This window comes from Vibrio sp. R10-SG3-ISO10 (assembly GCF_059834185.1).
Genome location: NZ_JCBDHG010000022.1, coordinates 695,133 through 710,105, shown reverse-complemented (window position 1 = coordinate 710,105; position 14,973 = coordinate 695,133). Strand labels below are relative to the sequence as shown.

At 44.7% G+C, this 14,973-nt stretch carries 12 protein-coding genes; 5 read left to right on the top strand and 7 right to left on the bottom strand.

What is annotated here, in order from left to right:
* Window positions 1-33: 33 nt before the first annotated feature.
* Window positions 34-738, top strand: a complete 705-nt coding sequence (locus tag AC6R16_RS16740; protein WP_500675130.1) for a DUF445 domain-containing protein — start codon at window positions 34-36, stop codon at window positions 736-738.
* A 42-nt stretch (window positions 739-780) separates the two neighbouring features.
* Here the strand turns inward: AC6R16_RS16740 and AC6R16_RS16735 are convergent, their stop codons facing one another.
* From AC6R16_RS16735 to AC6R16_RS16710, 6 genes are all read right to left on the bottom strand, one after another.
* Window positions 781-1,257: an Lrp/AsnC family transcriptional regulator gene (locus AC6R16_RS16735; protein ID WP_004744557.1), complete on the bottom strand. Its 477-nt coding sequence runs from the start codon at window positions 1,255-1,257 to the stop codon at window positions 781-783.
* A 99-nt stretch (window positions 1,258-1,356) separates the two neighbouring features.
* Complete coding sequence (locus AC6R16_RS16730) at window positions 1,357-1,590, bottom strand: hypothetical protein (protein WP_500640137.1); 234 nt, start codon at window positions 1,588-1,590, stop codon at window positions 1,357-1,359.
* Window positions 1,591-1,768: 178 nt separating this feature from the next.
* Window positions 1,769-3,256, bottom strand: a complete 1,488-nt coding sequence (gene putP / locus AC6R16_RS16725) for a sodium/proline symporter PutP (protein WP_500675129.1) — start codon at window positions 3,254-3,256, stop codon at window positions 1,769-1,771.
* A 70-nt stretch (window positions 3,257-3,326) separates the two neighbouring features.
* Window positions 3,327-4,025: a 1-pyrroline-5-carboxylate dehydrogenase gene (locus tag AC6R16_RS16720; RefSeq protein ID WP_500675128.1), complete on the bottom strand. Its 699-nt coding sequence runs from the start codon at window positions 4,023-4,025 to the stop codon at window positions 3,327-3,329.
* A gap of 23 nt (window positions 4,026-4,048) precedes the next feature.
* Window positions 4,049-7,168 carry a bifunctional proline dehydrogenase/L-glutamate gamma-semialdehyde dehydrogenase PutA gene (gene putA, locus AC6R16_RS16715; protein WP_500675127.1) on the bottom strand — a complete coding sequence of 1,040 codons (3,120 nt, stop codon included), beginning with the start codon at window positions 7,166-7,168 and terminating at the stop codon, window positions 4,049-4,051.
* 187 nt (window positions 7,169-7,355) lie between these two features.
* Entirely contained in the window at window positions 7,356-8,171 is an 816-nt protein-coding gene (locus AC6R16_RS16710; protein ID WP_500675126.1) for an AraC family transcriptional regulator, read from the bottom strand.
* Between the two features lie 495 nt (window positions 8,172-8,666).
* Between AC6R16_RS16710 and AC6R16_RS16705 the strand changes: the two genes are divergently transcribed.
* From AC6R16_RS16705 to AC6R16_RS16695, 3 genes are all read left to right on the top strand, one after another.
* Window positions 8,667-9,764, top strand: coding sequence for a PEGA domain-containing protein (locus tag AC6R16_RS16705; RefSeq protein WP_500640132.1), 1,098 nt, complete (start codon window positions 8,667-8,669; stop codon window positions 9,762-9,764).
* Window positions 9,765-9,906: 142 nt separating this feature from the next.
* A complete protein-coding gene (locus AC6R16_RS16700; RefSeq protein WP_500675125.1) occupies window positions 9,907-11,727 on the top strand; it encodes an SUMF1/EgtB/PvdO family nonheme iron enzyme in 1,821 nt (606 codons plus the stop codon).
* Window positions 11,728-11,991: 264 nt separating this feature from the next.
* The gene (locus AC6R16_RS16695; RefSeq protein WP_500675124.1) at window positions 11,992-12,705 is read left to right on the top strand and encodes a helix-turn-helix transcriptional regulator; all 714 of its coding nucleotides are present in this window, start codon (window positions 11,992-11,994) and stop codon (window positions 12,703-12,705) included.
* A gap of 16 nt (window positions 12,706-12,721) precedes the next feature.
* Here the strand turns inward: AC6R16_RS16695 and pdxH are convergent, their stop codons facing one another.
* Window positions 12,722-13,357, bottom strand: coding sequence for a pyridoxamine 5'-phosphate oxidase (gene pdxH, locus AC6R16_RS16690; RefSeq protein WP_500675123.1), 636 nt, complete (start codon window positions 13,355-13,357; stop codon window positions 12,722-12,724).
* A 211-nt stretch (window positions 13,358-13,568) separates the two neighbouring features.
* Between pdxH and AC6R16_RS16685 the strand changes: the two genes are divergently transcribed.
* Window positions 13,569-14,960 (top strand): HlyD family type I secretion periplasmic adaptor subunit, encoded by a 1,392-nt coding sequence (locus tag AC6R16_RS16685; protein WP_500675122.1) that lies wholly within the window; start codon window positions 13,569-13,571, stop codon window positions 14,958-14,960.
* Window positions 14,961-14,973 lie beyond the last annotated feature (13 nt).

The window sequence follows — 14,973 nt, the reverse complement described above, 5'->3', positions numbered from 1 at the left end:
GCTCCATTGTCAGTTAATCACCCAATTTTCTTCATGAACAAAAGTTTACTTACTAACATTATCGCACTCGCTCTCTTAGCGGGAGGCCACCAGACAGGGAATCAAATCGCCTTTTACGCCGGTTTATTCGCTTTCTCCGGCGCAATCACCAACTGGTTAGCCATTCACATGTTGTTCGAGAAAGTTCCTGGGTTATACGGTTCTGGCGTGATTCCAGCCCGTTTCGAAGAGTTTAAAGCAGCGATCAAGAACCTAATGATGGAACAGTTCTTTACTCAGGAGAACATTGATAAGTTCTTGAGTAAAGAGATAGCAGGGGGTAAATCGCTTAACCTTGAGCCAGTGATCGAGAAGATCGACTTTAAACCGACATTCGACTCACTTGTTGATGTCATTGCGAACTCTCAGTTTGGCGGCATGTTAGCGATGTTTGGAGGAACGGAAGCCCTTCAGCCAATGAAACAGCCATTTGTCGATAAGATGAAAGAAGCCATTGTCGATATGAGCCAGAGTGAGACTATCAAAGAGGCGCTGAAAGAGCAGTTTGAAGCGCCGGCAATGATGGACGAAATACGAACCAACGTCGAAAACATTATCGATCAACGCCTAAGCGAGTTAACGCCTAAACTCGTCAAAGAGATGGTGCAAAAGATGATCAAACAGCACTTAGGCTGGCTGGTTGTATGGGGTGGTGTTTTTGGTGGTCTTATCGGCGTGGTGTCATCATTTGTCGCATAAGAGACAATCTAACTCTCTTAGGGAAGCCATTGCTTCCCTTTTTTACAACTTCGAAATGAGATCTGCATTAACCCCAAAACTGGTCTTATGCTCTTCAATCACCACTTCGCTGCGTGTTTGAATCACACCAGGCAAAGTGCCTAACTTAGTCGACATAAAGTTTTGATAGGCCTTCATATCCTTGACTCGAACCTTGATCATGGTATCAAAGTCACCAGATAGAGAGTAACACTCTTCAATCTCGGGCATATCAGCCACAGCTTGAGCGAACTTTTCAAATATTGAGAAGCTGGTTTGATCCAGTCTGATGTGAATAAAAACCTGAACATCCAAGCCCAGTTTTTCTGGGTTTAATTCGGCGTGATAGCCTGTGATATATCCTTCTTTTTCTAAACGTTTTACACGGTCAGAGCAAGGAGAGGTAGTGAGATTCACTTGCTTAGCAAGTTCAACAATAGGTAGTCGACCTTTGAGGTTCAAAGCGCGAAGTATTTCTCGGTCGATTCGATCTAAATCCATTTATCGCTCATAGTAAGTGACAAAAACGTAACGCCATTTTAAGTCAAAAGCGTTAACGCACTTACACTTATGCGAAAGTGGTATAGAGATTTTGTGAAGTTATGCGATTTTCACATCTGAAAAAGTGTCTTGCGTAGAAATCACTTCAGATTGAGTGTTACAAACTCGACAAAAAGCCTGCTTTTCCATTTTGACATAGTGCGCTCCTTGAAAAAGGGTCGAAAAGAAACACGCCATACTTTTTGCTACCGAGTCATGCTGAACTTCGCAACGTTTCATAACAATCTTATGTGCTGTGCTTTTTCCGCAGCAGTGGCAGTGCATTTGTGGCATTTTCTTCTCTCCTTAAAAGTTCGCGCTATTGATAATCGACACATTTTGGAAGGGAGAGTTCACTCAATTCAAACATTAGTTTAGAAAACGTGAGGTAAGTTCAATAAATAGCCAAATTAACTGCTTATATACGAAAAAAGCCCCGAACTTCGGGGCTTATTGTCAAAAGAGGCACGAACTAGTCAAGTTCAGTCAGCTGCTTCTTAAATTTAGCGTGCTGTGCTTTCACCGACTCTTCTGGTTCACCTGTCATTAGGCTAATACCGATAATCGCGATAGCAGAGAAGATGATTCCCGGTACGATTTCATACACATCGAACCAACCACCTGATAGCTGTTTCCACACAACGATGGTAATACCACCAACAAGAATACCAGCTAGAGCACCATTGCGATTCATGCGTTCCCAGTACAAGCTAAGTACAAGAGCAGGACCAAACGCAGCACCAAAACCAGCCCAAGCGTAAGAAACAAGACCAAGTACAGAGCTGTCAGGTGTCATAGCGAGAACTAGTGCTACAATCGAGATACCGATAACGGCGACGCGGCCTACCATGACGATCTCTTCTGAGCTCGCATCTTTCTTAAACACTTGCTTGTAGAAGTCTTCCGCTAGAGCAGACGACGAAACCAATAGTTGTGAATCCGCGGTACTCATTACAGCCGCTAGAATCGCAGCAAGCAAGATACCGGCAATCACAGGGTGGAATAGCGAGTTAACCAGCAACATGAAGATTTTCTCGCCGTCGTCAACGCTCACACCAGAGTTGGTGACATACACAAGGCCAACTAGACCAACTAACATCGCACCGACCATAGATAGCGCAGTCCAAATTACAGCAATACGGCGCGCAGTCGTTAGATCCTTGTTAGAACGAGATGCTTTGAAACGTGCAAGGATATGTGGCTGACCAAAGTAACCTAAACCCCAAGCTACAAGCGAGATAATCGCAATCGCTGAGAGTGGCTCACCTTTTGAATCATCCCACAATGTCAGCAGTTCAGGGTTGATCGCTGCTAAGTCACTACCTAGTTGACCAAAACCACCTTCCATCGCTGCAATTGGTACAATTAATAGTGCCGCTGCCATCAGTAAACCTTGAACCAAGTCAGTCCAAGATACCGCAAGGAAACCACCAAATAGCGTGTAAGAAACAACACAGACTGTGCCGATGATAACTGCCGTTGTGTAATCTAAACCAAATACTGTCTCAAACAATTTACCGCCAGCTACCAAGCCTGAGCTTGTGTAGAAAAGGAAGAATAAAAGAATGAAGAAAGCAGAAATTACCTGAATCAGTTTTGAATTATCGTCGAAACGACGAGATAGGAATTCTGGTAGTGTTAGCGCATCGGTCGTAATACTGTACGTACGTAGACGTTTCGCGTTAATTAGCCAGTTCAACCAAGTACCTACAAGTAGACCACCTGCTAGCCAGAACGCTTCGATACCTGCTGCATAAGCATAGCCTGGCAGACCAAGTAGAAGCCAACCACTCATATCAGAAGCACCTGCTGACAATGCCGCAGGCCAAGGGCCGAGTGAGCGGCCACCCAAGAAGTAATCGCTTGAGCTTTTTGTGCGCTGATAAGCGATAACACCAATGGCCAGCATTAGTATCAGATACGCAATAAACGTGGTTGTAATAGCAAAGCTATTTTCCATGTGATTTGTCCTCTTTTAAAAGATCGCCTTCCCTGAATGCCCCCGATATTCGAGGGCAAATCAATGAAGATTAGTGGGTTTCGCTTCCTAGCTCGAGCAAAGTCGCGTTACCACCCACTGCTGTTATATTTATTGTTCTAGTACGCTCTGTAATAAAACGAAGCGCTAGATGGGGATCGTGAGCCACAGATAGATTCACAAAATCCGTTTCAGACGTCAGGCTTACAATGGCACCTGAACGTTTGGCGAGTTGACGGTTGATTGTCCTTTCAACCTCAGTGTTACCGACGTAACCAATACTACGTACATCCGATTCCAGCAGTTGATGGTAAGCATCAAGCGCAGCAAACTGTACTAGGTTAGTCGGCAACGAAGACTGCTGATAAGCAGCTTCTAAAGATTGGCATAGCTCAGCATCATCACTGCACAAGATGACACTATTACCTGCGATAAGTGCCGCGCTGATTTGCGCCACTACCGCTAGCTTTGCCTGCTCTCGTGTATCGTCCTGAATCACGAGAGCTACACCACGACCTGCAGTGTACAATTCGTTGGTTTCACCTGTCGGGCCAGCCAATTGATGTGTTTCAGCAAGCAGAGCTGAAGCCTGTTCAATATGGTAGGAAACAACAGAAGCCAACTCAGGCTGTACGTGTTGTAGAGCCTGTTTAAAAGCGAGCAAACACTCACTCTTAGAGTCAAAATTAGTTAAGTTCCAGTTTTCCCAAGCTGAGAAAGCGTCAGAAAAACGAGTTACTTGATGAACCATGATTATTCTCCTTGCTCACTCAATTAAGAAAATTGTGTTTGGGTAAAACGATACAGGTAGTGTGGGCCACCGGCTTTTGGACCCGTGCCAGACAAACCTTGACCACCAAACGGTTGAACACCTACCACTGCACCTACTTGGTCTCGGTTGATGTAGCAGTTACCTACGCGAGCATGCTTTTCAATCCAGCGATAGGTGGTTTCATTGCGGCTGTGAATGCCCATTGTTAAACCAAATCCAGTGGTATTTATCTGCTCAACAATTTGGTGCAACTCACTCGCTTTGAAACGAACGATGTGCAAGATAGGCCCAAACTGCTCTTCTTTGAGACAAGAAATGTCAGCAATCTCGAAGGCCGTAGGGGCAACAAAATCACCGTGCTCATGCTCTTCAGACAACGCAAGTTGAGCGACTTTCTTTTCACTGCTGCTCATTCGCTCAATGTGCTGAAGCAGTTTCGTTTTAGCCGTCTGATCGATAACTGGACCAACATCAGTAGAGTGAAGATAAGGCTTGCCTACGCTCAATTCCTCCATCGCACCTTGGATAAGGGCGACAATACGATCGGCGATATCTTCCTGAACATAGAGAACACGCAGTGCACTACAGCGCTGACCCGCAGAAGCAAATGCAGAACGAATTACGTCACGAACCACTTGCTCTGGAAGCGCAGTACTATCGACGATCATCGCGTTTTGACCGCCAGTTTCAGCAATAAATGGGACTGGCCCTGCATCACGCTCTGCCAAGGTTTGGTTGATTCGCTGCGCGGTTGCGGTTGAGCCTGTAAACGCGACACCTGCAATTGCAGAGTGCGAGGTCAATGCTGAGCCAATTTCTGCGCCACGGCCAGGAAGGAGTTGGATTGTGCCTGCCGGGAAACCTGCATCTAGCATAAGTTCTACAGCGCGAGCTGCGACTAGGCTAGTTTGCTCCGCAGGCTTAGCAACCACTGTGTTCCCAGAAACAAGAGCCGCAGTAATTTGTCCAAGGAAAATCGCCAACGGGAAGTTCCAAGGGCTAATACAAACAAAGACACCACGTCCTTGACGAGTGACAACACGACTTTGACCATCAAAGCCTTTCACCGCCAATTCGCCAAGTGCATCGACTTGTTTGGCGTAGTAACGACAGAAATCAACCGCTTCACGAACTTCATCAATGCTGTCGTGAATCGTCTTACCTGCCTCCTGGTGACAGATGGCTACGAGCTCTGCCAAGTGCTCTTCAAGAAGGTCGGCTAAGGTTTCCAGTTTTTCAGCACGTTCTGTCTTTGGCGTCATTTGCCAAGCACTAAATGCTTGCTCTGCACCTTCAATAGCAGCGGAAACATGATCAAGAGTAGCAAAAGCGACCTGACCAACATGGATACGTCTGTCGTAAGGCGCCGTCACCGATTCAGTGTTGATGTTTTCCTTGATCATGCTTTCGGCAAGGAACTCACCATTAATGATTGGTCCTGCCATCCAGTTTTTGCTCAAGAAGCTTTCTACCTCATGCTCAAACGGCTTTGCTTCACTTTCAATATCAACGTTGACGCCAAGTGAGTTCTTGCGCTCAGGGAACACGCCAGTTGGCAGTGGGATACTGGCGTTATTTAGCGTTTCAAACGCATTTAGCATGTCAACTGGATGCTGGGTCAAAGTTTCTACAGGACAGCGTGCATCGACCAATCGATGTACGAAAGAGCTATTAGCGCCGTTTTCTAGTAATCGACGTACCAAGTAAGGAAGCAGATCTTTATGGCTACCGACTGGCGCATAAATACGAACTGACTGTTGGTAAGCTTCCATCGCGTGGTTGTAAAGAGAATCTCCCATACCATGAAGGCGCTGGAATTCGAAATCTTTATGGCCAGCCATTACCGCAATCGATGTCACCGTTTGCGCGTTATGGCTAGCGAACTGCGGGAAAATATTGCCGCGGACATTGTCGCTCAGTAGGAAGCGCGCACAGGCAAGATAAGCGACATCTGTCGCTTCTTTGCGAGTATACACTGGATAGTTAGTGTAACCCGCTTGTTGTGACCACTTGATTTCACTGTCCCAGTAAGCACCTTTCACAAGGCGAAGTGGAATCAAGTCCCCCTGTTCTTTTGCTAGACCATTGATCCAAACTAGAACAGGCAAAGCACGTTTCGAGTAGGCTTGAATCACCAGGCCAAACTTACCCCAGCCTTTAACAAGTTCGCTGCGATACACTTTCTCAAACAGTTTTAGAGAAAGCTCAAGACGGTCTGCTTCTTCTGCATCAATGGTAATCGCAACATCAAGCTCAACTGCACGGCGAAGTAACTGTTGCAGCGTGTCATATAGCTCAGTCAGCACTCGCTGTTCATTGGCAACTTCGTAACGTGGATGAAGTGCGGATAGCTTGATCGAAACCGAGGGTGCTGGACTGGTATCCAACCCGTAATTGTCACGTCCTACAGCTTCAATCGCCATGAGGTAATCTTTGAAATACTTGTTAGCGTCAGCGGTTGTTAGTGCTGCCTCACCTAACATGTCATAAGAATAGGTGAAGCCTTTGTCGCGCATTGGGCGACCATTTTTTTGCGCTTCAGCAATGCTGCGTCCAAGTACAAATTGGTGCCCCATCACTTTCATCGCCTGGTGCATCGCTTTACGGATTACAGGCTCGGACATTTTGTTTACTAGGCGGTTAACCGCACTCACCGGGCTCTGAGATTCGTTTTCAGAAAGACCCACGACCTTGCCAGTCAACATTAATCCCCAAGTCGAGGCGTTAACAAACACAGAGTCTGAATTCTTAAGATGAGATTTCCAATCCGCTACAGTCAATTTGTCTCGAATCAGTGCATCAGCCGTTGCTGAATCTGGGATACGCATCAGCGCTTCTGCCAAACACATCAGCAAGATACCTTCTTGCGTATCAAGGCTGTATTCAAGCAATAGCGCATCGATCATCTGAATCGACTTTTTATCCGCTCGTATCGCTTCAATCAGCTCGGTCGTCTTTGCAGCAATTTGCTCTTTTTCGCCATCGGTTGGCACTGCTAATGGCAGCAATTGATTAAGCCATTGTGATTCATCCACCATGTATAGTGGAGAGATCAACGACCAAAGCTTGTTAAGCGGTTGCTCAACAAACTCAGCATTTAACACGTCAGTCGCTGTAAACATGCGTTTTCCTCAATCTCAGACCTGAAATTAGTTCAGGTTTCCTACAATGGCTTGCAGTGTATTTTGAGTCCGAGAAGATTACTTGTCAAAAACTCCGAGTTTTTTGCTAAAAACTCTGATTATTAACAAAACAAATACAGAGTCACATGCAAATAAGCAAAATAATATATGGTTAAAGTTATCTTATTTAACCAAATTGTTTCTTGTACAGAGACGGTGACATGCCTTGAAGGCGAGAAAAAGTATGTGTGAAGGCACTTTGGCCAGAGAATCCAGTAAATTCGGCCACTTGACCTAAAGTGAGATGGCCTTGCTCTATGAGCTGTTTAGCCATATCAATGCGTTTACCTAATACATATTGGTGGGGAGTAATACCCATTTGCTCTTTAAATAGCGAGTGAAACTGGCTTTCTCCAAGAAACACACTGCCAGCAAGCTGGGTAACGGAGATTTTTTGACTTAGGTGCTGCTCGATGTAACGGTCGATTGCCTCTAAATCAAAACGAGAATCGCGCCGTGAATTAGCAAAAGCAGACATGTGGCGTTGCAATAGCGCAACAACCGTATCGTTACAGGCTCTGCTAAGTAGAAGATCATCTGGGCTAGACTGCATTTCAGCTACTAGCATTTGAATCAATTTTTGAATCTGGCTATCCAGCTGAAAGTAGGTATCCTTTTGATTAAGGTCATTCAGTCTTTGTAGCAACAAAGGATCCTCATCTTTAGGCAAAGGCATGTTAAGCACTAAGATATCTGATTGCTCCAGTACTCCACCAAAGGCATGACCTGTACCAGAAGTCACCACACAGCCTTGACCCGGTCCCACCAAGTTACCGTAGCCACTGACTTCAAATTCTGCTTTTCCTTTCAATCCAATGACCACTTGAGTGTAACTATGGTCATGGCACTCCATGTAAGACGGCAAAGTGACCAATTGCGCAGGCAAGGGTGACAAATCTTTGGCAGCTGATGGTTTGTTTTCTGACTTAAAGGTTGAAGACATAGCTGTACACTGGTGTATTTGGTGGCGGAATGTTCATGGTATACCAAAAGTGATTCAACTCGAAATTCCTATTGATAATTTATCAAATAGGTTGCATTTTGCTCAGTAAGACTCGTCTCCGGAGCCATTTCTAGTTGTTGAAAAAACCACCAACCTAGCTACTGGAAGAATGATCAAGTGCACATAAATTACGGCTTATGTCACTTCTATCCATTTTACCGCTTACCGATCAAGAATCTTTACTTGCATATTTCTCCAATGCGCCCAAAATGGATTATGTATTAGATAAGTTTATCTCGATTTATGATAAGCTTAGGTAACACTCTCTAGAAATAGAGATGAAAAAATGGAAGAAATCGACCTTTTCAAGGCATCTTAACAATGGACTGTCAAAAGTTTGTCTTTTTCCTATTTTAAAGTGCATGTCTTTAGATATATGCACTGGGTTTAAATATTTTACTTTGGTAATTTAAACGTTAATTGTTGCAGGGACTTATGATCACACGTCGCATCCCAGCGCTTTTGCTTGCGCTAAGCCCTCTTTGGGTTTCGACTTCGATTTTTGCAGAAGAAAATGTACAGGGCGATCCTGTTGCAGAAATCGAGAGTAAATTAGAAAATAAAGAAGCGGAAATGGGTACAATGGCTGCAGAGTTCGACTCTGAAGCTGAACGTCTCCAACAACTTCAGAATGATAAAAGTAAGCTTAAGCGTAGTGAGCAGGAACTCAACGCTAAGCGTAATCGCACCAAGTCGGCACTGGACAAACAGTATAACCGCCTCTTAGATGATCCAGATATCGACTTAGTTTCATTCCAAAAAGCTTACCAAGATGCTTGGTCTGAGGTGAAAGAGAACCAATCTTCACTACTTGAAAACCAGCAAGCAATCACTGAAAGTGAGATGCGCCTTTCGCAAATCAAGCAGAAACAAGCACGCGTCAACTCGGAGCTTTCTTATCTCCAAGAGCAAAAAGTTGAAGCGCGTGTCAAACGTATTGCTGCTGAACTTCGTGAAAGCGATGTACTTGAAACAAGCTACAAAACTACCTGTTCTTCAACAATGACATTGGGCGAGTGTACTAGCCAAGGCCAATATCTAACTAAGCAAAAAGCGGTTAAAGCCTTTAAAGCTAAGTTAATGGATCGTCTAACTGAATCGAACTTAGCTAAGCAGAATGCTAAAGGTGTTCAGCTCAACGTCCATGTTCAGGAGAGCCAAATCATCCGTTCTGGTTTTGAAGGTAACAATAGCTACTTCACACAAATGCAGTCTCAGCTTCAAGCTCGTCCAGAAGCTTCAGCAGCATGTAAGCTGCTTAATGTATCTTCTCGCTACTGTTTAAAAGGCGACCAAGCTGCAAAAACCAAAAAGAACGATAAGAACTGGGTCAACGTGACCGTTCGTTCTGATCAGTACGATGATGCGGTTGTTATCAACGGTATCAACTACGGCAGTACGCCCGTTGAAGTAGTGCTGCCACGTGGTAAACACCAAGTTACTGTATCTAAGAATGGTTTCGAGACTTACAATCGCGAGATTAGCGTAAACGCAAATGATACAGTTTGGGTTAAGTTGCGCCCGAGTGGATAACGCTTGAAATTCGTACTGAATTCACAAGATTGAGCTAAAAACGCCATTTTGATCCTAAGTTATCAACGGATAACTTAAGACAAAGTGGCGTTTTCGTTTAAAATAAGCCAATTAATCAATAATTAGATGTAGAAGAAAGACAATGCGCCCAGGTTTACCAGCCCTTTTGTTAGCATTATCTCCGTGTTTGCTTCTATCTCCTGTCAACGCAGAAGAAGCACCGAAGACATTGGTCCAGATTGATGACCAATTGTTCACAACACACGATGAGTTAAAAGCTGCGCTACAAGCAAAAGAACAGCAGCAAGCGCTGCTAGATAGCAAGAAATTAGAATTGGACTCTCTTGAGCAAAAGGCCAAGTCTTTGGATGAAACGTTCTCTAATGCTAAAAGTAAGCTAGAGAATGCTTACCAACGTATGATTGACGATCCAAACATTGATCTTGCTGCATCACAAAAATCCTACCAAGATGCGTGGTCGGCGGTTAAACAGAACCAAAAGGCACGCTTGTCAACAGAGCAAGAGCTGGTAGAAATACGTAATGTATTTGCAACTCGCCAAGCTGAGCTTGAAGCTATAGAACAGAAGATCGCTGGTTTAGACGAAGATAAAATTCGGGCTCGAGTTGAACAGCTTAGGGCTGAGCTGAAACAACCGCAGCAGATTTCCGTTAGTTTTACTAACCGATGCCAACCATCGCTTACCCTTTCGCAATGTGACCAGCAAACTAAAGAGCTTGCTCTGCAAAAAGCAGTCAAACAGTTTAGAGCTGAAATAGCCGAACATACAAGCGAAAGTGCTCTGGTTAAGCGCAATATCAATGACACATCTCTTAATATCCATGTGATTAAACACGCGACTAAGCAGGCCGGTTTCTACGATGGTGTCCGTTATCGCACTATCATGGACGTAGAACTAGAAGCTCGCCCTAAAGCGAAAGCAGCCTGTGACTTGTTGCACGTGGGCACTCAATACTGTTTCGCACCTGGCACGTCACGAGAGCTACAAGCCGACCAAGAAATGGCATGGGTAACACTTGCGGTACGCTCTAATCAGTTCAACGACAGTGTTTATATCGATGGCGTTTCCTACGGTAGTACACCTGTTGAAATTATGCTGCCTATCGGCCTTCACGACGTTACTGTACAAAAAGAGGGCTACAAAGCATTTACCCAGCAAGTCTCGGTCAAGTCTGACACTGCAATTCGAGCGGTTCTAAAAGAAAAGTCCAACCCACTTCGAGCAGGCAGTAAATTTGCTGACGGTATGGCAAATGATGGTCAAGCACCTGAAATGATTGCTGTTTTACAAGGAAAATACTTCACGGGTGAAAATGCCTCGAAACAAGTATTCCTTGATCATGCTTTCGGTATTGGCGCGACTCCGGTTACAGTGAGTCAATTTGCGACCTTTGTTGAGCACACCAATTACCAAACGGATGCAGAGCTTAAAAACACCTGTACTGCACTTGTGAATGGTGAAGTCACTCCGGTATCTAAAGCAAGTTGGCGTGATCCTGGCTTTAAGCAGTACCCTAACTCCCCTGTGGTTTGTGTCAGCCAAAACGATGCTAAGTCGTATGCTAATTGGCTACGTAAGCAGACAGGAGCGGCTTATCGTCTACCTACTGAAGAAGAATGGGAAGTCGCTGCTCGCGCTGGTAGCCAAGATAAATATTGGTGGGGAGACGCATTCATCTCTGGTGAAGCCAATACCGGTTGGAGTGGTACTCCTTGGTCTAACACGAGCACATCACCAGTCAGTGCCTTTAAACCGAACCAATTAGGTCTTTACGATGTAGTGGGTAACGTTTGGCAATGGACGAGTAGCCCTAAAGGCATTGCTAAAGGTGGCGCTTGGAATTTCTCTCCAGACATGGCGGCATCAGATAAGCAACTCTACTTGTCAACGTTTGAAGCAGCAAATTATCTCGGTTTCCGCGTAGTCAGAGACATCAACTGATCAATCTAGAGGGGGGATTTCCCCCCTTTTTTATTACTATCAAAGAGATATGATAACTAACGAGTCAGGTTGTACTACCTAACTCAGTATCTTTTGATACGTCTATACTCAGTGAACCACTGAGTTCATAGAACCTCTTCTACACGTCGACAAGATTATTTCTTGTGTTTGCCAGTCATCGTAAGATGCCTGGCATTTTTTATCGTACAGAATATTTAAATCTGATATGATATTCGTTCTGTTTTATAAGTTTTATATTGATAAGTGAACGAACAACAAGCCTCTCTATTCAATCAACTCCCCGGCTATTGGGGCTGTAAAGACCTGAATTCTGTTTTTGTTTACGCTAACGAAGCCTACGCCAAACTTATCGGTTTCACGCAATCTAGCCAGTGTACTGGCTTATCTGACAGCCAAATGCCAAGCCCAACCTCTCGTTGTGCTGCTGACTTTGTTAAGCAAGACCGATACGTTATTGAGAATAAAGCGCAGCTTAAGATCTTAGACATTCACCCCTACCCTGATGGTAGTTGGCGTGCCCATATATTTACTAAGACCCCGTGGCTAGACGACAATGGACAGGTACAAGGCACGATATTTTATGGCCAAGAGCTGTCGAATACCGCCATTTTAGAAGTAAGCCACTGGATATGTCGGGCGACTGGGCTCACATCGAATGAAACCTTAGCAGGTGACACTCCACCAACAAGCACCTTGAGCAATAAACTGACCTCAAGGGAGTCTGAAGCACTGTTTCTATTGCTGTATGGTAAAAAGCCAAGTTACATCGCCAAAATAATGAAAATATCGATCAAAACATTAGAAAGCTATGTCGTGAGGCTTCGGCACAAATTTGGCGCGCACTCTAAGGCTCACCTTATCGATCTGGCACTTGAGCAGGGCTACGGATCCTACATACCAGAAACCTTGTTAAAAACTCAAATATCCGTAGCTCTTAATGCAGAAAACGCCGCTTAATAAAGCGGCGTTTTGACTATGGAGCTAGGCGATCAATATGCCACGTTTCGTGGTCTTTAGAGAACAAGAAGCGGTCATGAAGTCTATGTTCCCCTCCTTGCCAGAACTCAATGCTTTCTGGTTTAATGCGGTAGCCTCCCCAGAAACTTGGTACTGGGATTTCACCCGCTTCAAATTTCTTTTTCAGCTCTAGGAACTTACCTTCCAATACCCCACGTGCTGAAATGCGACTGCTTTGTTTACTTGCGATAGCGGCAAGTTGACTTGATTTAGGCCTTGAAGAAAAGTACTTCATGTTTTCGACAGCACTCAGTTTTTCGGCAACTCCCGTAATATGGACTTGTCGCTCAAGCGGGTGCCAAGGGAAATGAAGGCTCACTTTAGCATTGTGCTCAATCTGTTGCGCCTTACGACTACCTAAGTTGGTATAAAAAATAAAACCTTGCTCATCGACGTTTTTTAACAATACGATTCGCTGGAACGGCTGACCTGTCTCATCAACAGTTGCCACAGTCATTGCTGTTGGATCTGTGAGCTTGGCGTCAATCGCTTGCTTCAACCACAAATTGAACTGAGCAACTGGGTCTGACAACAAATCTTTTCTACGCAAACCACCTTTTGTGTATTCGCGGCGAATATCATCAAGTTCCATCTTTTCTCCTCGGCGAAATTTTTTTGTCGATTGTGCGCTCTTAATGATAAGAACTCAAGCCCAAGGCAACGGATAACGCTACACTCTATAAAAACCATCGATTAAATCTAAGTTAACTATTTTACTAGGATAAATCTGACAGCAAATCCTTAACATTTTGAGTCATGAGTAATAAAATCAATAGAATAACTCCATATAATAAGGACTACCCATGAGTAAGAGCGGTTATGACAAGCTTACTCCTAACGAACTGGACTATGTCGACGACAAAACAGCGGCACTCCTACTAAACACACCAAGTAGTGCTCGTGTGATGCTGTGGGTCATGGTGGTCTTTTTTGTGCTTGCCGCTATTTGGGCATCTTGGGCAGAAATCGATAAAGTCACTGTCGGTCAGGGTAAAGTCGTTCCTTCTTCTCAAATTCAGGTTGTGCAGAACTTAGAAGGTGGTCTCGTCAAAGAGATCCTTGTCCGTGAAGGTCAAAAGGTTGAAAAAGGCCAGCAGCTATTGCTCATTGACGATACGCGTTTCCGTTCCGATTACCGAGAACGTGAGCAGCAGGTCGCCAACTTAACCGCGAGTGTTTTACAGCTTTCCGCTTCCATTACTAGTGTGGAGCTCAATGAAAATTTTGATGAAAACAATTGGCAGAAAAGCGTGATACTCAACTTTAACAAGTTGGCCTTCCCACCGGTTCTCGAAGAAACTCAACCCAATCTAGTTGCTCGCCAGCGCGCAGAGTATCGTCAAGATTTGAATAATCTCCGTAACCAGATCTCACTTCTTGATCAGCAAGTAAAACAGAAACAGCAAGATTTAGTCGAAATCCAGGCGCGAGTGAGAAACTTACGCGAGAGCTATCGCTTTGCAAACAAAGAGCTAGAAATTACCAAGCCACTTGCTGAAGAAGGTGTTGTACCACGAATTGAATTACTCAAGCTTCAACGTCAGGTCAACGACACTAGACGCGAGATGACTTCCAGCGAGCTCAAGGTTCCTGTCCTTCGATCTGCAATTCGCGAAGCCATGCTAAGCCGTATTGATGCAGCGCAGAAGTTTCGCTCAGAGCAGCAAGAGAAGCTAAACCAAGCACAAGACAAACTCTCTTCTCTTACAGAATCGACCGTGGGACTAGAAGACCGAGTCAATCGTACAGTAGTCACTTCTCCTGTAACGGGTACGGTCAAAACCCTCAACGTCAACACGGTTGGTGGGGTTATCCAACCCGGTATGGATATTGTTGAAATAGTACCAAGTGAAGACACTCTACTCGTTGAAGCCAAAATCGCACCGCAAGATATCGCGTTTCTGCGTCCAGATCTTCACACTATCGTTAAGTTTAGTGCTTACGACTTTACTAAATATGGCGGCTTAGAAGGCACGCTAGAACATATTAGTGCCGATACAACAACGGATGAAGAGGGCAATAGCTACTATCTAGTGCGTGTACGGACAAAAGAGACAAGTCTCGATAAAGACAACTCGCTCCCGATTATTCCTGGGATGACCGCATCGGTCGATATTATCACTGGCAAGCGGACCATTTTAGAGTACCTGCTTAAGCCAATTCTTAGCGCACAAAACAATGCTCTAAAGGAATAGATTGTATGATTAA

What these genes read in the sequence shown, in the direction of transcription:
- AC6R16_RS16740 (WP_500675130.1), top strand. Translation starts at nt 34, where the DNA reads ATGAACAAAAGTTTACTTACTAACATTATCGCACTCGCTCTCTTAGCG.
- AC6R16_RS16735 (WP_004744557.1), bottom strand. Translation starts at nt 1,257, where the DNA reads ATGGATTTAGATCGAATCGACCGAGAAATACTTCGCGCTTTGAACCTC.
- AC6R16_RS16730 (WP_500640137.1), bottom strand. Translation starts at nt 1,590, where the DNA reads ATGCCACAAATGCACTGCCACTGCTGCGGAAAAAGCACAGCACATAAG.
- putP (WP_500675129.1), bottom strand. Translation starts at nt 3,256, where the DNA reads ATGGAAAATAGCTTTGCTATTACAACCACGTTTATTGCGTATCTGATA.
- AC6R16_RS16720 (WP_500675128.1), bottom strand. Translation starts at nt 4,025, where the DNA reads ATGGTTCATCAAGTAACTCGTTTTTCTGACGCTTTCTCAGCTTGGGAA.
- putA (WP_500675127.1), bottom strand. Translation starts at nt 7,168, where the DNA reads ATGTTTACAGCGACTGACGTGTTAAATGCTGAGTTTGTTGAGCAACCG.
- AC6R16_RS16710 (WP_500675126.1), bottom strand. Translation starts at nt 8,171, where the DNA reads ATGTCTTCAACCTTTAAGTCAGAAAACAAACCATCAGCTGCCAAAGAT.
- AC6R16_RS16705 (WP_500640132.1), top strand. Translation starts at nt 8,667, where the DNA reads ATGATCACACGTCGCATCCCAGCGCTTTTGCTTGCGCTAAGCCCTCTT.
- AC6R16_RS16700 (WP_500675125.1), top strand. Translation starts at nt 9,907, where the DNA reads ATGCGCCCAGGTTTACCAGCCCTTTTGTTAGCATTATCTCCGTGTTTG.
- pdxH (WP_500675123.1), bottom strand. Translation starts at nt 13,357, where the DNA reads ATGGAACTTGATGATATTCGCCGCGAATACACAAAAGGTGGTTTGCGT.
- AC6R16_RS16685 (WP_500675122.1), top strand. Translation starts at nt 13,569, where the DNA reads ATGAGTAAGAGCGGTTATGACAAGCTTACTCCTAACGAACTGGACTAT.